This is a genomic window from Agrobacterium sp. GD03872 (assembly GCF_029840625.1).
In the GTDB taxonomy this organism is placed as follows: Bacteria; Pseudomonadota; Alphaproteobacteria; order Rhizobiales; family Rhizobiaceae; genus Agrobacterium; species Agrobacterium fabrum_A.
The window spans coordinates 451,702-476,936 of record NZ_JAOCCY010000001.1 but is presented as its reverse complement, the minus strand read 5'-3'; the positions used below and the strand labels follow the sequence as shown (position 1 = coordinate 476,936).

The following is a 25,235-nucleotide window of genomic DNA, read 5'->3' as shown; positions in this document are numbered from 1 at the left end:
TTGGCGGGCACTGCGCCCGCCGAAAAGAGCGAGGCTGACAGTTGTTGCAAAGGCACGATCCCCTGACGATGGCCGATTACGATAAAAGCGGATTGACGACCGAATTTATCGATATCGACGCCGTGCTCGCGATGATCCGCCGGCAATGGCGTATCGTGGTCGCCGCAATCGCCGTCGCCGGGGCGATCGGCCTCGCCTTTGCCGCAACCGCCATTCCGATCTATTCGGCCACGGCCACGCTTCTGATCGACCGCAACAACAGCCAGATCGTCGAACAGCTTTCGACGATTGGCGGCGTCATAGAGGATGAGGCCTCCATTCTCAGCCAGGTCGAGGTCCTGCAGTCGGAAACCATCGGGCTTGCCGTTGTCGACAGTCTCAATCTCACGGAAAACCAGGAATTCAGGGCAACGCGCGCATCGCTTCTGAGCTCTATATTTGGCACCGTCCGCTCGCTCGTCAACGTATCGCAATGGTTCTCGCCGGCGAAAAAAGAGGCGGTGGTAGACGATGGAACCCTGAAGCGATCGCTGTCGGACCGGCTGCTCAACGACCTCAGCGTCAAGCGCATCGGACGAACCTACGCTCTGGAACTCACCTATAATTCGACATCGCCGGTCCTCGCCGCGCAGATCGTCAACGCCGTGGCGTCGGCCTATCTGGTGGACAAGCTGAATTCCAAATACGAGGCGACGAGGCGGGCGAGCGACTGGCTGTCCGACCGTATTGCGGAACTGCGCCAGCGGGCGCTCGAGACCGATCTGGCCGTGCAGAAGTTTCGCGCCGACAATAATCTGATTTCGACCGGCAATAACAGCCTGCTTTCCGACCAGCAGCTGGCCGAATCCAACAGCGCGCTGATTTTGGCGCAATCGGAAACGGCCAGGGCGCGGGCGCGGGTGCAGCGCATCGAGCACATCCTCGCCACCGACGATGTCGATGCCGTCGTCACCGATATTCTCGACAGCTCAGTCGCAAACGATCTGCGCAAGAAATATCTCGAAGCCTCGAAGATCGAAGCGGAAATCACCGGCCGGCTCGGCGCCAACCACGTTCAGGCGGTGCGTCTGCGCAATGAAATGCAGGAATACCGGCGGCTGATGTTCCAGGAAATCAGCCGTATCGCGCAAAGCTACAAAAGCGACCTGGAGGTCTCCGAAGCAAGGGAAAAATCACTCGCCGAGAGTGTCGCCAAGGCGACCGACATCAGCAATTCGGCCAGTGAGACGCAGGTTCAGCTGCGCGAATTGCAGCGCGAGGCCGAAACCTACAAGAACATGTACCAGACCTTCCTGCAGCGTTATCAGGAAGCGATGCAGCAGCAATCCTTTCCCGTGACGGAAGCGCGCGTGATCTCCAAGGCGATGCCGCCCAGAATTCCGAGCAAGCCGAACAAGACCATAATCCTGGCCCTGTTCATGATCATGGGCGCCGCAGCCGGCGGCGGCATTGCCGTGTTCCGTGAATTCCGCGACCGGTTTTTCCGCACCGGGGAACAGGTTCGCGATGTTCTCGGGCTGGAATTCCTCGGCAATACCCCGCTCATCCAGAACAACAAGGCCGTTGTGGAGCCGCAGGAAGGCGGGCGCCCCGCCCTCACCCACCCATCCAGCGTCGCGCGTTACGCGGTGGACCACCCGCTCTCCTCCTTCGCCGAAACACTGCGCAGCACCAGACTGGCTATCGATCTCGGCATTCCCGCCAAGAGCGGTGCACGCATTGTCGGCGTTGTTTCGGCTTTGCCGAGCGAAGGAAAATCGACGATCTCCATCAATCTGGCGCAGCTGCTGGCCGGACAGGGTGCGCGGGTGCTGCTGCTGGATGCCGACATCCGTAATCCCGGCGCGACGCGCGCCATGGCGCGCCACGCCAGCGAGGGCCTGCTCGAAGTCCTGCTGGAAGGCCGCAGCGTGCAGGAGGTGCTGCTTCGTGACGAAAAGACACGCCTCGCTTTCCTGCCCACGGTGGTCAAGCAGCGCGTCCCTCATTCCTCCGAACTGCTGACCTCGGCGCAAATGCACAAGCTCCTGGCCGAAGCGAGCAGTGCTTTCGATTATATCATCGTCGACCTGCCGCCGCTCGGGCCGGTGGTCGACGCACGCGCCATGGCGGGACGGATCGACGGTTTCATCTTCGTCACCGAATGGGGCAAGACAGCGCGCCGGGCGGTGCGGAACACGGTGGAGAATGAAGTCCATATCCGCAAGAAGTGCCTCGGCGTCATCCTCAACAAGGTGGATACCGAAAAGCTGAAGCTCTATCGCGCCTATGGTTCGAGCGAATATTATCACTCGCGTTACACCCGATATTACCATGACCAGGCGTGACGGCATGATGCGCCTGCGAACGGTGCTCGCAGTCATACCGGTTCTCGTCATTTCCATCTTTGTCCTGTCCGTCGCGGCACAGGCATTTTCGCAAAGCCGGCGCTTTTCCGACGTTGTCGCAATGGCAAGGATCGCCGACGACAATAGTGGCATCGCGCCCGATCTCCTTGCAGCGGCGGTCACCGAACTACGCCCGGTCGTTGCCGAAAAAATCTGCCGTTCGGATATCGTCAAGGCCGGGTTGAGGCTGGTTCTGGCCGATCTCGATGCAAATGGCGTCGAACCCGATTCCGGCGCGGCTCGCCTCGGTTTTGCCGAGACCTTCATTCGCCACTCGCTCTCCTGTTTTCCCGCAAACGGCGATGTCTGGCTGCGCCTTGCCATGGTTCGTTCGCTGCGCAACGCCTCGCCCATGGAAATCGCCGTGCTGATGAATTTTTCGCAGCTCTACGGGCCCGCCGATGCCAATCTCATCCGGGGACGTTTCGTGATGTGGCAGCAATTCCCGAAGAATACCCTGCCGGGGGCCGAGGCGGCCCGCTATGCGGATACGGCCGTCGTCTGCGGCAAGGCAGGGGAAATCCTGCGATGGACGCTGGCGGATGTCTGCCCAAAGCCTCCGCAGGGAGGCATGAAGCGCCCGACACCACAGCCCTGACCTGACGCGCGAAAGGGGCAAGCCCCCGTCCGCATTCGCGGCATCGTCCCAACGAACAATTCCGATAAAGCTCCAAAAAAATGTCGCTTACCGAAGCCCGATCAGAACCGCTCTCCCCCCCGCAACCTTGGCCGATGGCATTTCGGAACTATTTTCGGCCGGTCGCGACAGTCGCGTTCTGGGCTATTTTTCTGCTGGCGCTTCTCAACCGCGGCGCAACGGAAATCGAAAGCCGCATCGTTGTCACGGCCGCCATCTATCTCCTGCTGGTGCCGGCGATCCTTCTGCTGGGTCCCCCCAGGGCCGGGGCGGGCAAGGTGCTTGTGGCTGCCTGCCTTTTATTGGGAGCGCTCATCGTGCAGATAACGCTGCAGGCGTCGTCCGTGCCGGCAATAGCGCGCCCCAACCCCGCCTGGTCCGTCGCCGCCATGTTTACGCAGATCGCGCCCATTGCAACGGTATCACTGACGCCCGCCGATGACCTGCTCGGCCTCATGAGCGCCGCCCTGCCCTTCGGCGCCTTCATGACCGGCCTCGTGATTTTCGACAGCGACGAACGCGCGGCAAAAACACTGCGATGGTTCGCAATTGCCGGCGGCTGGCTCGCGCTGTTTTCAATCGTGCAATTCGCGCTTTTTCCCGAAGCCCTCGGCTTCATTCAAAAACGTTTCTATCTCGGCAGTCTGACCGGCCTCTTTGTCAATCGCAATACCGCGGCCACCTTCTTCGGCCTCATCCTTCTAACACTCGCCATATTGCTGCACAAAAGCCTCCTCGCTCCAGACTGGTCGATGGTAAGGGCGCTCGTGGCGAACCGCCTTACCGTGCCGGCCGAACAGAAACAACTCATACGCAAGGCCGCTTTTCTCGGGGTGCTTGCGGGCTTTTGCTTCATCGCATTGATGCTGACGGGGTCGCGCGCCGGGATCGGGTCAAGCCTCGCGGCGCTGATTTTCCTGATCCTTCTGACTGTTTTCAACTCCGCTCCCCGAACCGGCCGCGATGGGGCCTCCAGCCGGCGCAGGCAGCGGGGGGCGAGACGTCGCGCCGCGCTCGTCATCGCGGTCGCCATCGCCCTCTTCGCGCTTTTCGCCAACCGTGTGGCGCTTCGTATGGAAGCGCGCCTGGAAGACGACATGCGTTTCTGCTATATGCCGGGCATTGCGCGCGCCATCGCCGATAACTGGCCCATGGGATCGGGCCTCGCAAGCTTTGCGGAAATCTATGCCCCCTATCATCTGGCGCGATGCGGGGTGGACGCCGTCGTCACCCATGCCCACAATGTCTATGCCGAGGGCCTGCTGACCCTCGGTGCCGCCTTTCCGTTCTACGCGGCTTTTTTCGTTCTCGTACAACTGGTGATTTTTATTCGCGGGGCGCGCAAACGCAGAAACTATCGTTATGCCTCTCATCTCGGCCTTGCCGCGCTGCTGCTTGTCCTGCTGCATTCGACACTTGATTTTTCGCTGCAAATTCCTGGCTTTGCCATGGCCTATGCCGTTTTCCTCGCCCCGGTCGTCACGCTTTGCCTCAATCCGCCCGGAATGGAACGGCAGGGCCGCAAAGGCCGGAAACGATCTCCAGACGAAGCTGCAATGCCTGCGCCGGGCCATTCAGGCGAGACAGTACAAACCGCACTTCGCCTGCCATAACCGGAGCCCGGCATGGATTTCGCGGATGCAGAATAGTTTTCGGGATTTTAAAACCATGGGCGCAGGAATTTGAGCATGCGGATATTGCAGATAACCTCGCTGTTTTCTCCGGACCGGGTCGGCGGTGCGGAAATATTCGTGGAAGACCTTGCGCGCGGGCTTGCGGATAAAGGCCATGGGGTCGCCGTGGCCGCCATCTCCCGCGAAGAACAGGCCGTAGAGCGGCGCGACGGTTTCGCCATTCATCGCCTCGGGCACACCACGCCGTTCTTTATCGGCGACTGGGGCCAGCAACCGGAATGGAAGCGAAAATACTACAAAATTGCCGTGCAACTGGACCCCCGCCTCGTGCGTCGGCTAGCGCGCGTCATCGATGATTTCCAACCGGATGTGGTCAATACCCATTCGCTGTCGGAACTGACGCCGCTGATCTGGCCGATGATCCGCAGACGCGGCATTCCGCTCGTACATTCGCTGCATGATTTTACCAGCATGTGCACCAACGGCTCGCTTTTTCATGACGGGCGCATCTGTGATGGCAGCGGCAAAAAATGCCGCACCTTTTCTTATCTCCACCGACGGTGCCAATGCGCCGTCGATGCGGTGGCCGGCGTCGGTCGCGATATTGTCGAACGCCACGTGCGAGCCGGCTTTTTCACCCATGTACCGGAAAGCCGCCGCAGGGTGATCTGGAATGCCATCTCACCACCTGAATTGCCAGAACCGCGCATGCCCCGCACCCCCGGTGAACCGCTCGTTTTCGGTTATCTCGGCCGTATCGAGGCGGCCAAGGGAGCCGATCTCCTGATCGAGGCTTTGCGGCTTTTGCCGCAGCAGGGCTGGCGGCTGGTCATGGCGGGCCGCGCGCCTGATGGTATCGAAGCCTATCGGCAAAAGGCGGCCGGCCTTCCGGTCGAGTTTCCGGGCTATGTGGAAGCCGATCGTTTCTTCGCCGGCATAAACTGCCTCATCGTCCCGCCCTTATGGCCGGAGGCCTTTGGGCGCACCGTCGCCGAAGCGATTTTACGTGGTGTACCCGTCATCGGCGCCAATCTCGCCGGCGTTGCCGAGCAGATCGGCCCGGAAAGACAGGAGCATCTGTTCACGCCGGGCGACGCCGCCGAACTTGCCTCACGCATGACGGAGGCCATGCGCAATCCCGCGATGCTCGCAGAAATACCGGAGGCCCGGGAACGAATTCGCCAAGGCGTCGCGCCGGATGCGGTTGTCGCGGCCTATGAGAAGCTCTATTCGGATATGCGCAAACCGTTGGCGCATGAGCAGGGCACGGGTGCCTCCCTGCCCTGAGCCCGCACAAGCGTTCTCCCCGGGAAGGGCCTATGACGTCTCAACTCCTTGCCTGAAAAGCTTCGCATAGCTCTCCGCCGCCTTCTGCCATGAATATAATTTGCGGTTTTCATAACCCGCCCGGCGAAGATTGTCGGCCAGTTCCGAGTTCGTCAGAAGTCGCTCAAGCGCATCGACAAGGCTTTGCACATCCGCCGGATCGAAAGTCAGGGCGCCGTCGCCGGCAATCTCCGGCGTTGCGGAACGGTTGGAGCAGACGACCGGACATCCCAGCTGCTGCGCCTCCAGAACCGGCAGGCAGAAACCCTCATAGGTGGAGGGTACGCAGAGGCAGGCGGCATGACGGTAAAGTTCGGCCAGTTGCCGGTCATCTATGCCGGAAAGCCTGATAAGCCGGGCCTTCAGTTCCGGATCATCAAGCGCACCGGCGATTTCCTCCGCTTCGTCGCGGCCGACATGCACGATGCGCAGGTCCGGCCATTTTTTGCCGAGCGTCGCAAAGGCCTGGCCCAGAAGCGCGAAATTCTTGTTGGAAGTCGCGTTTCCGACCGCCAGTATATAGCGACCGGCAATGGGCGACACCGTATCGAAAACCTCGGGATCGATATTCAGGGTGCTGTCGGAATGAATGGTGAGGCTCTTGCCGGCGGCACCGGGATAAAAACGCGCCAGATCCTTCTTCGTCGCCTCGGATACACAGACAATCTGGTTCGAGCCGGCCATCATCAGCCTGAAGATGAAATCGGTCGTCAGTGTCGCCCGCCAGCCAATCTGTTCGGGAATGGTTTTGAAATAGAGATCGTGGACAAGGCTGATACGCCGTTTGCCGCCGAGGGGACTTCCAAACGGATCGGCATTAAACAGCACATCGATGCCATGCCGGCGGCAGAGTGCGGGCAGCGTTGCGGCCTGGCGCACCACGTCAAGAACCATGATGTGCGGCCGCGGCGTCTCTATCAGTTCCAGCCGGCTGTCGCGCAGGCTTGCCGGCAATTGCGCCCTCGTCCATGGAGAACGCAGAACATAATCGTCAGCGGTCTGCTCCAGCAGCCGCTCCAGCAGGCTGAAGGTCACGCGGGCCACACCCGAGGCCTTGCCGCCATATTGGCTCGGCATATTTACGAGAATGCGCATCCTGGCCCTTCCGCTCGCCCGCAATACCTGTTGCTGGTCCACCACCTCGAAAATCTTACGCCGCCTCTGTCAGCAGCGCGGAAACGGATCGGCACGTCTCCTCCAGCGAGAAACGTTCGGTCACATCCTCCCGCCCCTTCTGCCCCAGCCTTGTCGCCAGGGCTGGATGCGACAGGATACAGCCAAGCGCCGCGGAGAGCGCCGATGCATCCCCCGGCGGCACGAGAAGACCCGTTTCGCCGTCCCGAATGATTTCCGTAACCCCGCCGCCGCGGGTGGCGACAACCGGTCGTCCGCACATCATCGCCTCCACCACCACCCGGCCGAAGGGTTCGGCGACAATCGAGGTATGCGCAACCGCATCCATCGCCGCCATCAGTTCCGGCACATCCGAACGGAAACCCAGGAAGCGGACGCGGCCATCGAGCCCGAGACGGAATGCCTGTTCGCGGATGCGCGCCTCATAGGCCTCCTGCCCGAAAAGCGCTCCGCCGACGATGACTGCCTGCACGCCCTCCATCATCGCAATCGCATCCAGAAATACATGTTGCCCCTTCCATTCGCTCAGCCGGCCAAAAATACCGACAAGCGGCTGCGGGCCGAGGCCCAGCTCCGCGCGCAGCCGCTCGGCCGCACCGGGGTCATGAAGCCGCGCCTTTGCGGGGTCGAAGCCGTTGTAAACGATGCGCACCTTATCCGCATCGCCGCCGGCCTCGATGAAAGCCCGGCCCGTTTCCTCTGAATTAACCGCCACCCGCCGGGCGAAAAGGCGCGCAAATGCCAGTGACGCCCGACGGTTGACGGCGCTGAAAGCCGGATCGGTGACAATGTCGTGCAAAATCCAGACAAGTGGGCGACGGCTGAGCTTCGCCGCCAGCGCACAGACAAAAAGCGCCTTTTGCGAATTGGCGCAGATCACATCGTAATGTCTTGCTTCCCGGCTCAATTGCCAGGCAACCGCCATGACATCGGCCGCTCCGCTCAACAGGGCGCCGAACGACGAATTGCGGCGGATCGACAACATTTTTTTCCCGGCGGACAGCATGACCGGAGGCCGCCCGGCATCAGCCAGATCATCTGCGGCAGCGCCACCGCTGAGAAAACAGGCGCGCCAGGAATGCGGGCCAGCCTTGACGAGGTCCGTCAGAAAAAGCTCGGCGCCGCCCTTCTCTCCGGTATGGCTGACAAAAAGAGCAGATGTCATCGCGCCCCGCCTGCCCGAGGAAGGTTCCGATGGCGCTTCAGTCCGTGAACGCGGGAACGAACAGCCCGCCCGCGACAAAAATCGACCCGCCCGGAAATGACAGGGATATCTTTATCGGACTCTGCACGGAAACGGCGATTGCTAGATAAAAATACCAGCATAAAAACCTTTATTTGCAATAAAATTCAATAATATCGACAATACAAGATAAATATTCTGATTTTATATTTCGAACGAAATCGAAGAAAAATTCATGACGTTCGTTTTATGCGCTGCTCGGCGTTTTTTCCAACGGCGTTTTCCTCGCGCCCCGCAACGGAACTATCCTGGGGCCGGACAAGGAGAATGAACGATGGCACCGCCCGAATACAACATATGCATATATATGGCGCGAACGGAAGAGGTGGCGGCATGATCGGCGTAACGCTTGGTATCCGCCCCCCGAACACAGGCGTTATCGGCCTTTCCGCGACCGCGCTCTCTCCCTTGCGCGGCCGTCTGGCGTCGGGTCAGAATGCCACGATATTCGTCAACGGCGATAGCACCGCCCACGCGGAAGCAGGCCCCTTTCAGCAATTTGCGATGATGCTCGGCGATCTGCACGATGCGAAAGTGGTGCTACACCGCTGGGCCGAATGGGGAACGAGCGCCGCCACCGGGCCAAGGGCCTATGCGGATCCCGTGACATTGCGCACCGGCAAGGGAGCAACGCTGACGATCTATCTCGCGACGCTGCCCGGCGGCATGGCGGGGTATATGCTTGCGGAGCAGCGTGCAGCGGCATTGAATATCCCCCGCCCCGACCTGTGCATCATGCATCAGGGCCACAATATGCAGACCTTCGAAACCCCTGGCGGCATTCTCAGTTCCGGACGATCCACCCTGCTCGGCCCGCTGGGCATGACCGAATGGCAATGGCCGGGGGCGCCACAGCTCATCACCACGCAGAATCCGTGGCGTGATGGTGCAGGCTACGACAAGGTCTATCAGGCGATCCTCGAACTGGCGCGAGCACATCCGAATCTGACACTGGTGGATACACACGCCGCGGTTCTTGCGAAGGGCAAGGATGCCGCCCTTTACCGGGACAATATCCACCCGAACGATACGGGATCCCGGCTCATCGCCCGAACCCTGTTCGATGCCTATCTGGCTTCAGCATCCGACAGCGGTTTTCAGACCCCTTGCTGGCCCAGGCTTCCTGCCGCCAATCTTATCGGCAATGGCGATTTCACCGATTGGTCCGGTTCTACTCCAACGGGTTGGGGCATGACTTCACCCGGTTCCGCCGCCAGAACCACCGACGTCACCTTTTCCCCGTCCTTCGCCGGCAGCCTCGTCCTCTATGCAAATGGCAACCAGACAGCCGGGCTCACGCGCTATTTCCGCAATGCGGAGGCAGCAGCGATGATCGGCAAGAGCGTTTCCTTCGCCGTGCTTTACAAAAACACCGAGAAGCAGCGTCTCCCCTACATTACCCTCGTTGTAAAAAGCGGCGGTGCGGTTCGGACGATTGCTTGTTCCGCCCTGCAATTCGGCGGCGCCAGCATCTCCAGCAATAGCGGCTGGATGTGGGCGATCGCCAACGGGATCATCATAGACCCCGATATCAGCCCGACCGGCTATAATTTCTATCTGCGGATTCTTCCGGCATTCGGTACCAGCGCGCCAATTTCAAATGAGCCAATCTACCTTCAGCGTGTCATTGCCGTCGAAGGGGATTTGCCGAAAGGCAATCTGATCTAATGAGAACCGATAAATTTATCTTGCGTGGCGACGTCATCAAGCCCACTAATGGTCGCCATATTATATTTATTGCCGCGCGGTAACGCTTTCCCCAGGGGACCGTCGAAATCCGCCAACCGAAGATAAAGGCCGCCAATGAGAAGACGAGCAAATCCTGGGGCATCGCACCAGCCCGCTTTGCCGGCCTTTGTCATGGCAATGCCGCTTTATCCTTCGAAAACAATCAATGTTCCCGACATCTTCCTCGCAGTCTTCGTCTTTTCGATTGGCTTCTTCATCCAATGTAACGTGCTGACCAGCAATCTTGGGCTGCGCTTCCTCAATATTACCGACATGCTGGTACTGATGACGCTGCCCGTCATTGCCCTGCTTTACATTCGCTGCCTGACGCCTTCGATCCTCCTGTTTTATCTCCTGCCGTTGACGGTCTTCTTTGCATTCACGACCCTGTTTGCCGACGCGCGTGGCGAGGGCGAATTTTATACGACGGCGATGACCTATTTTTATGCGGTCTATTTTCTGTTCTTTACCTATATGCTGTTCAAGGAGAACCGCCTCGAACTGTTCTGCTGGGGGATATTTGCCGGCTTCATTGCGGTGACGATCCTGCTTTTCCTTGATGTCGTCATCCATGACCAGCTTGCCTCCCTCGGATTATCCTTCATGTTCGATGAGGCGGGCGTCCTGGAGCTTGCGGCAAAGGGTGAAATTACCCCGCTGCTTTTGCGCGTCGAAAAGGCAGGTGGTATCTGGCCCGTAGGAAACACGGCCGGACCGGTCTTCGCGCTCGCCGGAGCGGCAGCCGCTTATCTGGCCGAACGCCAGAAGCGTCCGGCACTGTTTGCCGTGTTCCTGCTCATATACCTTGCAAGCTTCACACTCACGCTCAACCGCTCGGGCGTGTTTGCCGTCCTCGCCATCGGCCTTTATTTCTACGTCCGGAATTTTTCGATCAAAATGCTGCTCAGCACCTATATCGGTTTTGCCTTGTGCGCCCTCGTCATCGCCGCCGTTTTGCCGCTCGGCGCTTTCGACTTTGCGGAACAGGCGCTTTCAAAACGTTTTCTGGAGGACAGCAACAGCAGCAACAACCTGCAGGAGCGGTGGGAGACGATCACCGGCGGTTTTCAGGTCATGCTCCAGCATCCCCTGGGCATAGGCTTTACGGCGCGATATGAAGAGCTTGCGCGGATATCGAAAATCGGTACGCCACATAACGGCTTTATGGCGACCTCTTACGCTTCCGGACTGGGATTTTGCATTATGAGCGCCTTCGCGCTTTTTTATGCAATTTTCCGGAAACGCAAAATCGGCTTTTTCGCCTATTCGGCCATCGGGATCATTATCGGTTATCAATTTGAAGAGCTGAATTTCAATCCCGTCTTCATGGCTCATGTGGGTCTTGCCCTCGCTTATGCCGCCATAGATCTGGATTTCAGGCTATTCCTGAAAAATACGATGATGCGGATACTGGGAACGGCAGATACCACCCGCAACCGGGAGCACGGAAGCGTCATTGGTGCCACGCACGGTCCGAGCCCGCTGTTCTCCGATGGCAGACAGTCATAAGAAGCTTTGATCGTCGAGTCCCTCTTGACCGCCGACTATAAAATGCGCGGCGAGAGGCGTCAGGTAACCTTGATGATTTCAATCTCCCTGCCGCCCAGGCTGACCAGATCGCCAGCCATTTTTCCCACCAGCAACCTTGCAACCGGAGACACGTAAGACATCGTTCCGGCAGTGGGGTCGGCCTCGTCTTCGCCGACGATCCGGAACCGTTGCGTTCGCCCATCATCGCGGCTGAATGTCACCAGGCTGCCAAAGGCGACGATACCATCCGCTGGCGGATCAGGCATCAGCTGGGCCGTGCGGACCCGCTCCGCGAAATATCGCATATCCCGCAACGGGCTGGCGGAAACGCGCCGTCTTTCATTGATGTCTTCAACGGCATTGGCCGCCTCACAGGCTTCGCGCGCCAGCCGCAACTGCTCTTCCAGCGCTTTCAGCCCGGCCCGCGTCACCAGATTGGGGTGAGGCGAAATCACACGATCCGGCAAAACGGTTTCGGCTGCCGTTTCGGCACTGTCTTCCTTGGTAAAGGCTACGCTCAACCCTGACACTCCCATTCCCAAGATGCCGCCCGGACATCTGCAATCCGATCCAATTCCGTCATCGACCGCAGGAGCCCTGAGAGAGCTAACCCTGGAAACAGCCGCCGGTTCAAAAAATAGACATGTAACAGGCTGAAGCGGCTGATGACAACGTGGCCGTTCAACACGCCAATGCAACCTCAACGGAACATACCCCTCATATTTCGGCCTAACAGCGGGCATTTTACCCTGTTAGGGTGTGCGGCAGGAGGAGTGAGGACACCAACGCGAACGGACAGGAGACGGTTCATGGCCCGGACAATAGTGAATGCGCTTGGAGACACACTCTATTACAGCGGCAGTTCCACCGGATTTTTCTCCGCCACGGGTTCCGGCCCGCTGCTCACCGGCACCGCCGGCAATGATTCCATGTGGGGTGACAGTTCCGTCAACGTGACCATGGCGGGCGGTACGGGCGACGATATCTATTATCTCTATTCCGGCATCAACCGCGCCGCCGAAAATGCCGGGGAAGGTATCGACACCATCGATACCTGGATGAGCTATACCCTGCCCGAGAATTTCGAAAACCTGCGGGTAACGGGTGACGGGCGTTATGCCTTCGGCAATTCGCTCGATAATATCATCACCGGCGGATCGGGCAGTCAGACGATCGATGGCGGGGCTGGCAACGACGTGCTGATCGGCGGCGGCGGAGCCGATACCTTCGTCTTCACGAGCGGCAACGGTACCGATCTTATCACGGACTTCAGCGCCAATGATACGATCCGGCTCAATGGTTACGGCATCACGTCTTTCGATCAGCTTGTCGGCAATGCCACGCAGCAGGGCAACGACCTGTGGCTCAATCTCTCCAATGGCGAAGCCGTCGTTCTCGCCGGAACGACCATAGACGACCTTCAGGCCGACCAGTTCGAACTCAGCCTCGACCGCTCGTCCTTTGTCCAGACCTTTGCCGATGAATTCGATACGCTCTCGTTGCGCAGCGGCGATCAGGGCACCTGGGACGCCAAATATTGGTGGGCGCCTGAAAAAGGAAGCTCGCTGACGACGAATGGCGAGGCGCAATGGTATATCAACCCTGCCTACGCCGGCACATCGGAGGTCAATCCGTTCAGCGTCGAAAACGGCGTCCTGACCATCACCGCCGAGGAGACCCCGCAGTCGATTGCCGATGAGGTCGAAGGTTACGATTACACATCCGGCATGCTGAATACCTATTCCACCTTCAGCCAGACCTATGGTTATTTCGAAATCCGCGCGGATATGCCGACAGACCGGGGTGCATAGCCGGCCTTCTGGCTTCTGCCAGAGAATGGATCCTGGCCGCCGGAACTCGATGTCATCGAAATGCGCGGTCAAAATCCCAATACGCTCATCATGTCCGCCCATTCCAACGCCAACGGCGAGCAGGCCTCGATCATCAATAATGTCGGCGTGCCGAGCACGGAAGGGTTTCACACCTACGGCGTGTTGTGGGATGCCGAACACATCACCTGGTATTTCGATGATGTCGCCGTGGCGCAGACGGATACGCCTGATGACATGCACGACCCCATGTATATGGTCGTCAACCTTGCCGTCGGCGGAATGGCGGGAACGCCATCAGGCGCGGATTTCAGCGACGGCTCGCAGATGATGATCGATTATATCAGGGCCTATTCGCTCTCCGACTGGGCAGCATGAACTGAAAAACGCCAGCAGTCACATCATGACCGCCGGCGTTCAGGCATCAGCCTGTCGGATTATGCCGTTTCCGGCCCATCACTCGGCCGCGAGTTGGCCGCGTGCGGCATTCAGCGACATCAGCTGCCGCGCCGTTTCGAGGCTCGCCGGCTGCTCGGCGCGGTAACGGCGACCGATTTCCATCATCAGCACGGTATCCGGCAGGAAGGTCAGCTCCGAGAAGATGTCCTGCCAGTCGATATCGCCCCAGCCGAGCGGCATATGCAGGTCACCGATGCCGAGCGCCGTGTTTTCCTGCGCAAAATAGGGCTGATAAAAGCCCTGCGGACGACCGAAGGAATCGTGCACATGCAGATGGCCGGCAACCGGCGCCATGGCGCGAAGCTCATTGCGGAAATCGAGACCACGATAGGTGGATTCGAGATAGGCATGGCTGAAGTCGATCAGCGCCACGACATTGTCGTGACCGACAGCCTTCACGGTCGCAGCCACTTCGGCCGGCGTCTGGCGATACTGGCCGGGTTCGGTAGAAAAGATATTCTCGAGGGCGATACGCACGCCATAGGGCCTGCAGAATTCCGCCAGTTCAAAAAGCGCTTCCCGCTCGCGGCTGTCGGCCTCGGCCCGCTCGGCGATCTGGTCGGCACGCAGCGCACCGCTATGCTGGACGAGAATGCCCGCACCGATACGATCGCAGAGAACCGCAAGCGCCTTGGCAGCGTCGATCTGGTAACGGCATGTCACCGGATCCATGAAATTGGAAGAAACCAGGCCATGCACGGTGTAACGGAAATCGAACTGCTTCGCGAGCGCTACGAAACGCCCGGCGCGCTCCTCGATGATGCGGCCGCCTGCGATCAGGTCGAGGCTCGTTGCAGCGATTTCGACGGTGTCGCAGCCGATATCGGCAAGCGCGCGCAGATCGCTTTCGAGTGTTGCCAGCTCGCCGTCGTCCGAGCCGGCGTTGAAGCCGGTACCAATAAGATTGCTCACGTCGTCATCTCCAGGGCTAAAAAGGTCGTGCGAGTTCCGGCGGCCGCGCAGCGCGTCGTGCCACATGAAACAGCTCCGGTCGGTCGATGTTGACATTAGCCTATGCCGACCGACACGATGTCAGAAAGTCCACGGTCACCACTCTGTCGATGAAACCGACGGAAACATGGTGATCCGTTTGCGTTGAAACCGACCCTTCAATTAAGTTTCTTCATTTACAGCTTTATGACATTTCCGCCGGTGAAACGCGACAAGCAGCGCTTTCGCGGATACACGCGCCGCGGCTTAGGAACGGGTGCGCGAAGGGCTTTCGGATTGGTCGAGGCGGGCGTCCGGATCACTCAACGGCGCCGTGTGGTGGCCACGAATTCTGTAAACTTTTGAGTATCGGACGCCTGTGACCTGGCGGCGATGGTTCCGCCCGGTGCCGGCGGTCCGAAGGCAGATGTTTTGTGGGAGAGGTGTTAACCGAGATTATACACCATGAAATAGATCAGCCAGCAATGCGCGATCGCCAATATCGCCCATGCCCATTTTGCGACCCGGATGTCAGCATCGACAATCCGGTTGCGGATATCGGTCCTGCCCGGGGCTTCCCCTCCGGTCCCATCATCCCGGACGGGAGATGGTGGCAGCCTCTGGGGAGGTGGCTCGCTGACAATGAAAAGCCTGTCGCCGCGCGGAGGCGGACGCGGCGCGTCATCAACGCGCTCCGCATCGGAAAGCACCTTGTCGCCGGAAGCGCAGTCCACCACCACAAGCTGCGGCGACACCCCCCTGTTACGCACATTACCTCTATTGGGCATCATAATGTTCCACACAATAAAAATAAAAATATCCGGTAACCTCCGGTAAAGCCGCGCTTTACCCGGTATGCTGCGATAGGTGCGGATCCACACCGCGCTGATCGACCCAATTTCCCCACACCTTGCGCCCCTGGCACAAAAGGCGCGCCCGCGATCAGGGAGCCAGGCCTCCCGGCAGACCACGCCCGCCGGCATAAGGCTTTGCCTCGCGCTGGATCAGGAACACGGACTTCTCCACCGGCAGCGGCTCGATCGTCCGGTAGCGCTGAAACCGCCTGGAATATTCGAACCGGATCAGCCTGTCGTCACACTTTCCCGCCAGAACGCGATAGCCGTTGACGAACTCATTCAGGATTTCCAGCTCTTCTCCCCACACCCAGCCGCCGTAGGACGTCCCTTCATTCGAACGCAGCACGATCTCGAAAAAATGCCCGCCCGCCACCAACGGCATGCGAAAGAGAATATCGAGATTGTCCTCGTCCCCGTCATCGCCTTTTTCGGCCGACAGCCTGGCATGCGCGACCTTCGCATGGACAAGCGCCGAGACCGGATAGAACGGACGGCCCTTGAACCACATGAATTCACTGACCGCATATCCGACATCGTCGGCACGCTGATAAGGTTCGATACGCGGCTCGAACGCCATATAGCTTCCGTTAAACGCTATCACTGTCGAAAATTCCCGATGCCTGCCCGTCGCATGTCCGCTGTTTTCGCCCGTCATTCATGCTTCTGTCTGTGACAATAGGCAGGTCGCGTCACACCAGCGTCAAATGGGACGTTATGATGACTTTCAATTTCCCGGGCACGTTGTTAGATGATGATTCATGAGGGGACGAAAGTGGCTGGGAACGCTGAACTGATACCGATCCGGCTTTTTGGCACCCCGCGCTGTGATGCGGTGCGGGAGGCGTTTTTTCCGTCCAAGGGTTTCGCCCTCACCGCCGCCCTCATTCTTGCGCCGAACCAGTCCCTTTCCCGCCAGCACGCGGCATCGCTGCTATGGGAAAATGTCGAGCAGAAAAGGGCTCTTGGCAATCTGCGGCAGCTGATCCTGCGCCTCCAGAAGCTGCCCAATGAAGACGACGCCATTCTCGTTACCGATGGCAACGACCTGAAGGCCGGGAAGCTGGCGCAGCGAACCGACCTTGCGATTTTCCTGGCCGGCGCAAGAGCCGAGGACCCGATACGGCGGCTTGCTGCGCTGCTCGAATTCGGCGGCGATCTGCTGGAGGGGCTGGAGGCCGGGCAGGATCATCTCTACCTCTGGCTGCTTTCAGAGCGCCGTCGTCTCAAGGACCTGTTCTTTTCGAGCTACACGCAGCTCCTGGAGGAGTTGACACGGTTCGGCCGGGCAAGCTCCAACGACATTGCCAGGCTGGCCGAATGCGCCTGCAAGATCGAACCGGAACGCGAGGAAACCTACCGTGCCGCCATGGCTGCCTATGCGCGGATAGGAAATATCAGCGCCTGCGAGGGCATGTACCAGCTTCTGATGGAGGAGCTTCGCCAGGAGGCCCGCTCGCCGGAAGCGGAAACCGTGGCCCTGCGGCGAAGAATACAGAGCCTGGCCGCGACAATCACCGGACCGGCGGAGCCGGAAGAAGGCAGCCGCCGAAAAACCCTGGTAAAACCGCGCGTCGCATTCCTCCGCCCCGTCAGGGTCGACGGCCAGTCGGTCTCACCGGTCATGCAGGCCTTCGTCGAGGATGTCGCCAACAGCCTCGTTCGATACCGCACCTTCACGGTGCTTTCGCCGCACAGCACCTTTGCGCTGGCGCATGACCGGGCCGACGACAGCTACGCCATGCTGCGGGCGGATTACCGCATCATTTCGACGGTATTCGACGACGCCCGCATGTCTGTCGCGCTGATCGAGGATGCGAGCGGTGAAATCGTCTGGTCACTGGAAGCGGTCCTGACCGAGAGGCATATCCACGCCGCCTTCCGCCTGCTCTCCAAACAGGTGGCGGCGGCGCTTGCCCGCGAAATCGAGCGGCTTCAGGTGGAGCCCGACCGCAACCATAGCGGCGAAGCCTACCGGCAATTGCTGGAGGGCCAGCAGCTTCTGCGCGGCAAATGCGACCTGCCGCTGCTTCGCAGAGCCCGCTCGATGTTCCGCAGGGCGGTCGACCTGGACCACAGCCTGGCGGTCGCCCGCGCCCGGGTGGCGCAGAGCCTGCAGCTGGAATGGCTGATGCTCGGAGGCAACGACCCCCACCTGCTCCACCGCGCCAAGGCGGAGGCCGATGCCTCCGTGGAGATCGATCCGGCTCTCGGCGTCGGCCACTGGATGTGCGCCGTGGTGGCGCTCTACCAGCGGGATTTCGACATATCCGCCGAAAAATTCTTCGAGGCGGAAGCGCTGGCGCCCAACTCCGCCGATCTGCTGCTCCAGCATGCCGATGCGCTCGCCCATTTTGGCGATGCGGAAATCGCCTGGGAGAAGTTTCAGCAGGCCATCGACCTCAACCCGCTGGCACCGGACATCTATTGGTGGGCCGGCGCCAGCATCGCGTTCAAGCGGGCGGACTACGGTACGGCGGTGGAATTATGCGGGCGAATGGAAAATGACGAGCCTGCGCTGCGTGTCCTCACCGCAAGCCACGCGCTTTATGGAGATTTGGCCGCCGCCCGGGAAACCGGCAGCAGGCTTCAGGAAAACTATCCGGGTATGACGGCGAGGGAGATCAGCAGCCTGTCTCCAGACCGCGACCCGATAGCGAATGAAAAATTCTATCACGCGCTTCGATTAGCTGGGATCAAATAGGAGATATTATGTCCTCACATTTCTTTATTGTCGGAAAAAAGGGTTTTGGCGTTCTGTTCATTCGCACGGCGCCGCTTCGGGTTGCCTCCGTGTCGCATGAAACGATTGCCGCCTATGAAGCCAGCCATCCCGGCGTGGATGGTTATGCCCGCGTCGCCGCCGCCGCAAAATCCATGCTCGTTCGTCAGAACGGCCAGCCTGAGGCTGAACTGGATCAGGTTCAGATTCAGGGCATCGAAGCCCTCGTCTCCGGCGGCGCGGTGGTGTCTGAAGCCGATTTCGCCTTTATCGGCGAAGTGAGCGACGCCGGCTGGGATTTCAACCGCATGGTGCAGGCGCCGATCGAAGCGGCCCTGAAGGCCGTCGGTCCGGCCGGCTCCGTCACCGGCGAGCTGTTCGACGCCATCCTCGCCGACGACAGCAACACGGCACCCTGATCGCGGCCCCGCAGCCTTGACCGGCGCCGATGCTCCCATGTCAGCGATAGCGGCTTCAAGGCATGCAGACGCTTCGTTCTTCGATCCCGGACTGCTTCGGCGGTTCGGGATCACCCGTGTCGGCGATGTGACCGGTCTCGATGTCGTCGGCATCCCAGTGTGGTTTGCGGCCCGGCCAAATTCGCGCGGCCTCTCGGTATCGCAGGGCAAGGGGTTCGTCGCGGAACAGGCCCGGCTATCGGCGATCATGGAAGCGATCGAAGGCGCGGTTGCCGAGGAAACCCGCAGACATATTGCCACTTTCAAGTCCATTCAGGACATGCGTGAAAAGGGCGTTCCTGTCATTCCCTTCGAAACCGTCGGAAGGGTCGATCCCGACGCCCTCGATCTCCAAAAAGAACGCGCCTGGGTGAAAGGAACATCCATTCGCCGGCAGCACGAGGTTTTTGCTCCTTACGAACTCGTCGGCATGGATTTCCGGGCGGATTTCCCCTGGGACCGGCGGGCTTTCCGCATGAGTTCGCAGGGCCTCGCAGCCGGGTTCGACCACGACCATGCGGTTCTCCACGCCCTTCTCGAACTCATTGAAAATGACGCCTGCCTTCTCATCGACACCTTCGAGACGCGTGCGATGGCGCGGCAGCCGCTCCTCTTGCCGGCGGGTATTGCTCCCAGCTTCGACGGTCTTGTGCAACGCCTTTGCGCTATCGGCCTGCCGCCCTCCTTCTTCAACCTGACAAATACGCTCGGCGTGCCGGTGGTGATGGCGAGCCTGCCCCGCTCGCTTCAGGCGCAGGACGGCCCCACCACCCGCAGCGCAGCGGGTGCGGCCTGCCGGGCTGGCGTCCATGACGCTGCGACTGCCGCGCTGCTGGAGGCAATCCAGTCACGGCTGACCGATATCAGCGGCGCGAGGGATGATCTTTCCCCGCTCCGCTATCAGCGGGATGTGTTTACTGCCGGGCCGGTCACCTCCGGCGCGCGGCCGGTGCAAAGGCTTCCGGCCGATCTCGATTTTGCGCATGATGACGCCTCTGCGCCACCATGGCGCCAGCTTGCGGCGCACCTGTTTGCCCGAGGGATCGAGGATATCCATGTCTTTCCGCTGGAAACGGAAGTCTCCGGCCTGCACGTCGTGCGGGTTCTGGCAAGCGGCCTCGCCCCGGCTGGCGGCGGCCTGCAACGCATCTCGCCACGCACTCTCGATCATCTGCTGAATGCCGGAGGCGCTCAATGAAACCGGTGGTTTTTGCAGGCCCGTCCGTCCACGGCATCGCCGGCGAACATATGTCGGGCCTCGATCTTCGCGGACCGGCCGCCTGCGGCGATATTTTCGATGCGGCCCGGCAGGGCGTGCGGGCGATCGGGCTGATCGACGGTCTCTATGGCGATTGCGCCGCCGTCTGGCACAAGGAAATCCTTTATGCGCTGGCGAGCGGCGTTACCGTTTTCGGCGCCGCCAGCATGGGCGCGCTCCGGGCGGCGGAATGCGCGCCCTTCGGCATGATCGGCATTGGCGAGATTTTCGAAGCCTATCGCAACGGACAGCGTGTTTCCGATGCCGACGTGGCGGTGAGCCACGCACCCGGCGAACTCGCTTACCGTCCGCTGACGGTCGCACTGGTTGACGCCGAGGCGACGCTTGCGGCCTGCCGTGACAGGGTCTCTCCGGATGACTGTGACGCACTCGTGCTTGCCGCCCGCAATCTGCATTTTAGCCGCAGGACATGGCGCGCCATCGCCTTTGAAGCAGGCCTCGGCCCTGCAATGGCAAATTTGCTCTCTGCAAATGCGACCTCCATCAAACGAAACGACGCCGCCAAACTTCTGGCGGCCGTTGCGGGCGAAACGCCGCCACCTCCGTCGCCGCCATCATGGAAACTGCAGAACACCGTGTTTTTCCAGCAATTGGCCACACGACAGGCGACGGGAGAAAAAGCGCCTTGACCGCCGCCCATCCCCCGCCGCTGGTGGCCGATTGCGGCGGGCTGATCCGCACAATCGCACTCGCACTGCCTGCGCCCTTTTTTGCGGAAAGCAGGGGCGGCGACGTCGTTTCGCCGCTCATTCCGATCGGTAACCTGCTCTCGGCCCTGCCTTCGGACATTACCGCAACCGTGCTGGTCGATAACGCCCGTCTCGCATCGGCACGAAGCTGGCTCGGCGGCCTGCCAATCTCCTGTATCGCCGCGCTGGCGCCCCTTTCTGGAAAGGACGCCATTCCGCATCCGTGGATACAGGATATGTTTCATGTGCGGATGGGTGATCCCGAAAAGGGTGCCGTGGCGGAATTTGTTTTGATGGCGGAACGAACCACCGGTGTCGGTCTGGCCAGGCATTTCGGAGCGGCGACCATTCATTCCGATGTCGCGCTGGCGGGCGGCAACCAGCTTGTCGGCCCGGATTTCCGACTGGTGGGACACTCCAGCCTGCAGGATGACAGGGGAATGGCGAAGAGTGCGGCCATCCCTTCACAACGATGGCAAAAAATTCAGGCCCTCGATGCAAGGGCGGTGTTCAGTTTCGGATATCGGCCCGGAGATCTCGGCCATACCCCGATTTATTGCGATCTTCGCGCATTGGCGACTTGCCAGCCGGCAAGCGCAGACGAAAAAATGCACCAATGCGGTTTCCATGTTGACCAGTTCGTTTCCGTCACCGGCCTCCGGCGCGAGGGCCGGTCGTTATTGCTTGTTGCCGATCCCGTCGCGCATGGCGGATGCGATGTGCGCGCCGCAAACGATCTGAAACGGAAGCTGGACGCCTCGGCCCTTTCCCTTGCGCGACAAGGCTTTGCCATTGAACGCAATCCCATCCCGGTTTCACCGGCCATCGATACCAACAAATGCCTGCCGAGGCTTTACAATAATGTCCTTCTTGAAAATGTCACACGTTCCGGTCAGAAACGGCCATTCGTCTGGATTCCGCATTTCGGCGATAGGGAAACGCTTGAGGAATTCGACGCGATGAACCGCAAAATTTGGGACAGACTCGGCTTTCAGGCCATCGGTGTGGGCGGATGGAGCCATCTTTCAAGCCGCAACGGTGCGTTGCGTTGCGCGACAAAGATCATAAATCGCGGTCCGGACACGCAATTATGAACGGAAAACCGTGTCATTTGGTCAATAAAGCTTCATAATACCCGTGGAAATTGTGTTGAATGTATACCTTCAACAATATTAATTGATAATTATCGGATTTAAGAACCTCACAACTGGAGGAATTTGTAATGCAGGCCAAACTACCCAGCCCGATCGATGTTCATGTCGGCGCACAAATCAGAATGCGCCGCAAGTCGCTCGGCATGAGCCAGAGCGCACTGGCCGGGCGATTGGGCATCACCTTCCAGCAGGTCCAGAAATATGAAAAGGGCGCCAACCGCGTCGGCGCATCGCGCCTGCAGGCCATTGCGTCTATCCTCGGCGTGGAGGTCAGCTCCCTGTTCGCCAACGCCACGCCCGATGGCGGCGCCAACCCGGCGCTTGGCACGATCAACGCCATGCAGACCTTCGTGGCCTCGAATGAAGGTTTTTCGCTCAATCAGGCCTTTTCGCGCATCAAGAGCGCGGCCGTGCGCAGAAGCATCGTTGCCCTCGTGACATCGCTCGCAGCGACGGAAGCGGCGGAAAATGCCAGCCCGGCGACCGACAAAAACGACGATTGACGCAGGTGTGACGCTCGCGTGACGCTCGATATGGTCGAAAATGAATAACGCGAGATCAACGCGTTTTCATACTGTCGACTGTCGAGAGGGAAACATGGTGGCGTCTACCACAGCAATACTTGAGCAGGACAATGCAGACGAGATTCTGGCGCTCGGGCGGATGGTTTCCTATCTTTGCCAGCGTTCGAAATCTCTGGAACTGGGCATGTCGACCTATTTTCTGGAAATGGCGCTGTTGTCGCTCGCCCAGGATATCAATCAGCAGGGTCTGCCACCGGTAAGCGCAGAGCTGAATGTCAGCGCCTTTGCGCAGGCCGATCTGCATTAAACGCTTCCGCGATGGCATAATCCGCCGGGATTGAGCGTTTCCACCCCGATCTCCAGTCGTGAAAGCCCGGGAACGTTCTTATCCGCCTGTCCGGCCGGCTCCATTTCGGCGGAACAGGCATCACATACCTCCCTACATTTTCCTGGCGGAAAGCCATGATTGAGGCCCGGTTTTGTCGGGCCTCCTTTCTTGTCAGGGCACCGCGCGGCAACTCCGCAACGGCAGAAGATCGATCAGGCTCAGGATGCAACGGCACCCGGCCCCGGCACCGCACCGGGCGGCACCTTGCCCAGAATGATCATGCCAAGCACCTCGTCCTTGGTGACATCCTGCGTGCGGGCATGGCCCACCACCTTGCCGTTCTTCATCACGAAGACCCTGTCGGCCAGATCGAAGACGTCGTGAATATCGTGGCTGATGAGGAAGATGCCGATGCCCTGCCTTTTCAGCTCCTTGACGAGATCGCCCACCTGCGCCGTTTCCTGCGGCCCGAGTGCGGCCGTCGGCTCATCCATGATGAGGATGCGGGCATCGAACAGAATGGCGCGGGCGATGGCGACGGATTGCCGCTGGCCGCCGGACAGTGCCTTCACCGGCTCCTTGAACCGCCGGAAATTGGGGTTGAGACGCCCCATCACCTCACGCGCCGAGGCTTCCATGGCGACATCATCAAGCGTGCCCCATTTCGTCTTCAGTTCGCGGCCGAGATAAAGATTGGCCGCCGCATCGACATTGTCGGCCACGGCGAGCGTCTGGTAGATGGTCTCGATACCGTATTTCTTGGCGTCGCGGGGATTGCGGATATCGGCATCCTCGCCATTGATGAGAATATCGCCGCCATCGCGCCGGTAAGCGCCGGAGAGGATCTTGATAAGGGTCGATTTGCCCGCGCCGTTGTGGCCGAGAAGGGCGACCACCTCACCGGGGAAAAGATCGACAGAGGCGTTTTCCACCGCATGGATGCCGCCGAAGGAAATGGAAATATTGCGCATTTCCACGAGGGGCGTGACTTGGTCCGTCATAGGAGTTCTCCTCGGTTCTTACTTGGCGCGGGCGCGGTAGATAGTATCGAGCCAGACGGCGACGACCAGAACCACACCGACGACGATGCGCTGGAAGGGCGTATCGATGCCCACCAGCACCATGCCGGATTGCAGCGACTGCATGACGAGCGCGCCGAGCATCGCGCCCGCTATGGTTCCAACACCGCCGGCAAGCGAGGTGCCGCCGATGACGGCCGCCGCGATGGTGTAAAGCTCGTCCAGCTCACCCTGGGCATTGGTGGCCGCGTTGAGGCGGGCGGTCGAAATCGCCGCGGCGATGGCGCACAGAACGCCCATCAGCGTGAATATCTTCACCGTCACCCAGCGGGTCTTGATGCCCGCCAGTTCCGCCGCTTCCGGATTACCGCCGATGGCGAAGACATAACGTCCGAAACGCAGCCGTGTGGCGATGAAGGTCATGACCGCGCCGACGGCGAGCGCCATCAGCACCGGAATGGCGATGCCATGGGCAATGAACAGGCCGCCTTCAGGCCAGGCGATACCATTGGCATCGGCATAGTTGCGGGCGATGTTGATTGGCCAGGGGTAGCTGTTGACGACAGCCACGAAACCGATGACGATAAGGCAGCCGAGCGCCACCAGAAAATATTCCGCCCAGACCGGCCGCAACGGAAAGCCGAACCGCCGGCGCTGGTGGCGGGAATTGAGGATGGCCGCGACGATGGCGACGCAGGCGACGACGGCGGCGATCCAGCTCCATGTCGCGCCGATCGAACCGCTGGTGCCGCCGCCCATCAGCCGGAAGGTGGAATCCATCGGCGCCACGGTGCGGCCGCTGGTGATGAACCAGGTGCCGCCGCGCCAGACGAGCAGTCCACCGAGCGTGACGATGAAGGACGGTACATTCAGGAAGGCGACGATGGAGCCCTGCAGCATGCCGATGGCGCCGCCAACGAAAATGCCGACCAGAAGCGTGACGATCCATGTCGCCCAATGTTCGAAGCCGAGGATCTGCGGCAGGATTTCCGCCTGCATGACACCCATGATCATGCCGGAAAAACCGAGGATCGACCCGACCGAAAGGTCGATATTGCGGGTGACGATGACGAGCACCATGCCGGTCGCCATGACGGCCACGGACGCGGTCTGCACGGAGAGGTTCCAGAGGTTTCGCGGCGTCAGGAACAGGCCGCCGGACAGGATATGAAATCCGATCCAGATCAGAAGAAGCGCGCCGACCATGCCGAGCAGTCTGGTATCCAGCTCCGTGGCGCTGATGAAGCGCGTTATCGAGCCTGTTTTTTCCGTCTTTTGCGACGCTGTGGAATTGGATTGGGTCATATCGGCCATGTACTGCCGGTGCTCCTTGCATCTTAAAGCGTTTTCGCTTTTCCCAGAATCGCAAAA

22 protein-coding genes and 1 pseudogene are annotated in these 25,235 nt (G+C 60.1%); 14 read left to right on the top strand and 9 right to left on the bottom strand.

Annotation, left to right across the window (positions count from 1 at the left end):
- Positions 1-68 precede the first annotated feature (68 nt).
- From N5D22_RS02180 to N5D22_RS02165, 4 genes are all read left to right on the top strand, one after another.
- A complete protein-coding gene (locus N5D22_RS02180; RefSeq protein ID WP_279656119.1) occupies positions 69-2,327 on the top strand; it encodes a polysaccharide biosynthesis tyrosine autokinase in 2,259 nt (752 codons plus the stop codon).
- Positions 2,314-2,985 carry a hypothetical protein gene (locus N5D22_RS02175; protein ID WP_279656081.1) on the top strand — a complete coding sequence of 224 codons (672 nt, stop codon included), beginning with the start codon at positions 2,314-2,316 and terminating at the stop codon, positions 2,983-2,985. Before N5D22_RS02180 ends, N5D22_RS02175 begins: the two co-directional genes overlap by 14 nt.
- Before the next feature lie 80 nt (positions 2,986-3,065).
- The gene (locus tag N5D22_RS02170) at positions 3,066-4,637 is read left to right on the top strand and encodes an O-antigen ligase family protein (protein WP_279656082.1); all 1,572 of its coding nucleotides are present in this window, start codon (positions 3,066-3,068) and stop codon (positions 4,635-4,637) included.
- A gap of 75 nt (positions 4,638-4,712) precedes the next feature.
- Entirely contained in the window at positions 4,713-5,945 is a 1,233-nt protein-coding gene (locus tag N5D22_RS02165) for a glycosyltransferase family 4 protein (RefSeq protein WP_279656083.1), read from the top strand.
- Between the two features lie 30 nt (positions 5,946-5,975).
- Here N5D22_RS02165 and N5D22_RS02160 read toward each other — a convergent pair whose 3' ends face one another.
- Both N5D22_RS02160 and N5D22_RS02155 read right to left on the bottom strand, forming a co-directional pair.
- On the bottom strand, positions 5,976-7,079 hold the full coding sequence (locus tag N5D22_RS02160; RefSeq protein WP_279656084.1) for a glycosyltransferase family 1 protein: 1,104 nt from the start codon (positions 7,077-7,079) through the stop codon (positions 5,976-5,978).
- 55 nt (positions 7,080-7,134) lie between these two features.
- Entirely contained in the window at positions 7,135-8,283 is a 1,149-nt protein-coding gene (locus tag N5D22_RS02155; protein WP_279656085.1) for a glycosyltransferase family 4 protein, read from the bottom strand.
- Between the two features lie 411 nt (positions 8,284-8,694).
- Here N5D22_RS02155 and N5D22_RS02150 point away from each other — a divergent pair, with 411 nt between their 5' ends.
- The gene (locus N5D22_RS02150) at positions 8,695-10,029 is read left to right on the top strand and encodes an SGNH/GDSL hydrolase family protein (protein WP_279656086.1); all 1,335 of its coding nucleotides are present in this window, start codon (positions 8,695-8,697) and stop codon (positions 10,027-10,029) included.
- Here N5D22_RS02150 and N5D22_RS02145 read toward each other — a convergent pair.
- Positions 10,026-10,223 carry a hypothetical protein gene (locus N5D22_RS02145; RefSeq protein ID WP_279656120.1) on the bottom strand — a complete coding sequence of 66 codons (198 nt, stop codon included), beginning with the start codon at positions 10,221-10,223 and terminating at the stop codon, positions 10,026-10,028. The two genes, N5D22_RS02150 and N5D22_RS02145, sit on opposite strands and share 4 nt — an antisense overlap.
- On the opposite strand from N5D22_RS02145, the gene N5D22_RS02140 reads away from it, so the two are divergent.
- Positions 10,165-11,598 (top strand): O-antigen ligase family protein, encoded by a 1,434-nt coding sequence (locus tag N5D22_RS02140; RefSeq protein ID WP_279656087.1) that lies wholly within the window; start codon positions 10,165-10,167, stop codon positions 11,596-11,598. The two genes, N5D22_RS02145 and N5D22_RS02140, sit on opposite strands and share 59 nt — an antisense overlap.
- Positions 11,599-11,657: 59 nt before the next feature.
- Here the strand turns inward: N5D22_RS02140 and greA are convergent, their stop codons facing one another.
- Positions 11,658-12,140 carry a transcription elongation factor GreA gene (greA, locus tag N5D22_RS02135; protein ID WP_279656088.1) on the bottom strand — a complete coding sequence of 161 codons (483 nt, stop codon included), beginning with the start codon at positions 12,138-12,140 and terminating at the stop codon, positions 11,658-11,660.
- A gap of 288 nt (positions 12,141-12,428) precedes the next feature.
- Between greA and N5D22_RS02130 the strand changes: the two are divergent.
- Positions 12,429-13,826 (top strand): annotated as a pseudogene (locus tag N5D22_RS02130) (family 16 glycosylhydrolase).
- Between the two features lie 78 nt (positions 13,827-13,904).
- Here the strand turns inward: N5D22_RS02130 and N5D22_RS02125 are convergent.
- From N5D22_RS02125 to N5D22_RS02115, 3 genes are all read right to left on the bottom strand, one after another.
- Positions 13,905-14,819 carry a TIM barrel protein gene (locus tag N5D22_RS02125; RefSeq protein ID WP_279656089.1) on the bottom strand — a complete coding sequence of 305 codons (915 nt, stop codon included), beginning with the start codon at positions 14,817-14,819 and terminating at the stop codon, positions 13,905-13,907.
- Between the two features lie 464 nt (positions 14,820-15,283).
- Positions 15,284-15,820, bottom strand: a complete 537-nt coding sequence (locus N5D22_RS02120) for a hypothetical protein (protein WP_279659031.1) — start codon at positions 15,818-15,820, stop codon at positions 15,284-15,286.
- Positions 15,780-16,271 (bottom strand): hypothetical protein, encoded by a 492-nt coding sequence (locus N5D22_RS02115; protein ID WP_279656091.1) that lies wholly within the window; start codon positions 16,269-16,271, stop codon positions 15,780-15,782. The genes N5D22_RS02120 and N5D22_RS02115 overlap by 41 nt, the downstream gene beginning before the upstream one ends.
- A 171-nt stretch (positions 16,272-16,442) precedes the next feature.
- Between N5D22_RS02115 and N5D22_RS02110 the strand changes: the two genes are divergently transcribed.
- The 7 genes from N5D22_RS02110 to N5D22_RS02080 all read left to right on the top strand — a co-directional run bounded on the left by N5D22_RS02110 (position 16,443) and on the right by N5D22_RS02080 (position 22,824).
- Positions 16,443-18,395, top strand: a complete 1,953-nt coding sequence (locus N5D22_RS02110; RefSeq protein WP_279656092.1) for a BTAD domain-containing putative transcriptional regulator — start codon at positions 16,443-16,445, stop codon at positions 18,393-18,395.
- A gap of 8 nt (positions 18,396-18,403) precedes the next feature.
- The gene (locus N5D22_RS02105) at positions 18,404-18,832 is read left to right on the top strand and encodes a hypothetical protein (protein WP_279656093.1); all 429 of its coding nucleotides are present in this window, start codon (positions 18,404-18,406) and stop codon (positions 18,830-18,832) included.
- A gap of 37 nt (positions 18,833-18,869) precedes the next feature.
- Positions 18,870-20,069, top strand: coding sequence for a YcaO-like family protein (locus N5D22_RS02100; RefSeq protein WP_279656094.1), 1,200 nt, complete (start codon positions 18,870-18,872; stop codon positions 20,067-20,069).
- Complete coding sequence (locus N5D22_RS02095) at positions 20,066-20,779, top strand: TfuA-like protein (RefSeq protein ID WP_279656095.1); 714 nt, start codon at positions 20,066-20,068, stop codon at positions 20,777-20,779. Before N5D22_RS02100 ends, N5D22_RS02095 begins: the two co-directional genes overlap by 4 nt.
- A complete protein-coding gene (locus tag N5D22_RS02090; RefSeq protein ID WP_279656096.1) occupies positions 20,776-21,933 on the top strand; it encodes a hypothetical protein in 1,158 nt (385 codons plus the stop codon). Before N5D22_RS02095 ends, N5D22_RS02090 begins: the two co-directional genes overlap by 4 nt.
- A 128-nt stretch (positions 21,934-22,061) precedes the next feature.
- A complete protein-coding gene (locus tag N5D22_RS02085; protein ID WP_279656097.1) occupies positions 22,062-22,496 on the top strand; it encodes a helix-turn-helix transcriptional regulator in 435 nt (144 codons plus the stop codon).
- A 94-nt stretch (positions 22,497-22,590) separates the two neighbouring features.
- On the top strand, positions 22,591-22,824 hold the full coding sequence (locus tag N5D22_RS02080) for a hypothetical protein (RefSeq protein WP_279656098.1): 234 nt from the start codon (positions 22,591-22,593) through the stop codon (positions 22,822-22,824).
- A 239-nt stretch (positions 22,825-23,063) separates the two neighbouring features.
- Here N5D22_RS02080 and N5D22_RS02075 read toward each other — a convergent pair whose 3' ends face one another.
- Positions 23,064-23,846, bottom strand: coding sequence for an ATP-binding cassette domain-containing protein (locus tag N5D22_RS02075; RefSeq protein WP_279656099.1), 783 nt, complete (start codon positions 23,844-23,846; stop codon positions 23,064-23,066).
- An 18-nt stretch (positions 23,847-23,864) separates the two neighbouring features.
- A complete protein-coding gene (locus tag N5D22_RS02070) occupies positions 23,865-25,178 on the bottom strand; it encodes a sugar ABC transporter permease (RefSeq protein ID WP_279656100.1) in 1,314 nt (437 codons plus the stop codon).
- Positions 25,179-25,235 lie beyond the last annotated feature (57 nt).

Bases quoted from the DNA above. Each gene is read 5' to 3' on its own strand.
- N5D22_RS02165 (WP_279656083.1), top strand. From the start codon at position 4,713: ATGCGGATATTGCAGATAACCTCGCTGTTTTCTCCGGACCGGGTCGGC.
- N5D22_RS02180 (WP_279656119.1), top strand. From the start codon at position 69: ATGGCCGATTACGATAAAAGCGGATTGACGACCGAATTTATCGATATC.
- N5D22_RS02075 (WP_279656099.1), bottom strand. From the start codon at position 23,846: ATGACGGACCAAGTCACGCCCCTCGTGGAAATGCGCAATATTTCCATT.
- N5D22_RS02175 (WP_279656081.1), top strand. From the start codon at position 2,314: ATGACCAGGCGTGACGGCATGATGCGCCTGCGAACGGTGCTCGCAGTC.
- N5D22_RS02080 (WP_279656098.1), top strand. From the start codon at position 22,591: ATGGTGGCGTCTACCACAGCAATACTTGAGCAGGACAATGCAGACGAG.
- N5D22_RS02110 (WP_279656092.1), top strand. From the start codon at position 16,443: ATGATGATTCATGAGGGGACGAAAGTGGCTGGGAACGCTGAACTGATA.
- N5D22_RS02085 (WP_279656097.1), top strand. From the start codon at position 22,062: ATGCAGGCCAAACTACCCAGCCCGATCGATGTTCATGTCGGCGCACAA.
- N5D22_RS02070 (WP_279656100.1), bottom strand. From the start codon at position 25,178: ATGGCCGATATGACCCAATCCAATTCCACAGCGTCGCAAAAGACGGAA.
- N5D22_RS02145 (WP_279656120.1), bottom strand. From the start codon at position 10,223: ATGACAAAGGCCGGCAAAGCGGGCTGGTGCGATGCCCCAGGATTTGCT.
- N5D22_RS02115 (WP_279656091.1), bottom strand. From the start codon at position 16,271: ATGGCGTTCGAGCCGCGTATCGAACCTTATCAGCGTGCCGACGATGTC.
- N5D22_RS02160 (WP_279656084.1), bottom strand. From the start codon at position 7,079: ATGCGCATTCTCGTAAATATGCCGAGCCAATATGGCGGCAAGGCCTCG.
- N5D22_RS02150 (WP_279656086.1), top strand. From the start codon at position 8,695: ATGATCGGCGTAACGCTTGGTATCCGCCCCCCGAACACAGGCGTTATC.
- N5D22_RS02140 (WP_279656087.1), top strand. From the start codon at position 10,165: ATGAGAAGACGAGCAAATCCTGGGGCATCGCACCAGCCCGCTTTGCCG.
- N5D22_RS02155 (WP_279656085.1), bottom strand. From the start codon at position 8,283: ATGACATCTGCTCTTTTTGTCAGCCATACCGGAGAGAAGGGCGGCGCC.
- N5D22_RS02120 (WP_279659031.1), bottom strand. From the start codon at position 15,820: ATGCCGGCGGGCGTGGTCTGCCGGGAGGCCTGGCTCCCTGATCGCGGG.
- N5D22_RS02100 (WP_279656094.1), top strand. From the start codon at position 18,870: ATGTCAGCGATAGCGGCTTCAAGGCATGCAGACGCTTCGTTCTTCGAT.
- N5D22_RS02095 (WP_279656095.1), top strand. From the start codon at position 20,066: ATGAAACCGGTGGTTTTTGCAGGCCCGTCCGTCCACGGCATCGCCGGC.
- N5D22_RS02170 (WP_279656082.1), top strand. From the start codon at position 3,066: ATGTCGCTTACCGAAGCCCGATCAGAACCGCTCTCCCCCCCGCAACCT.
- N5D22_RS02105 (WP_279656093.1), top strand. From the start codon at position 18,404: ATGTCCTCACATTTCTTTATTGTCGGAAAAAAGGGTTTTGGCGTTCTG.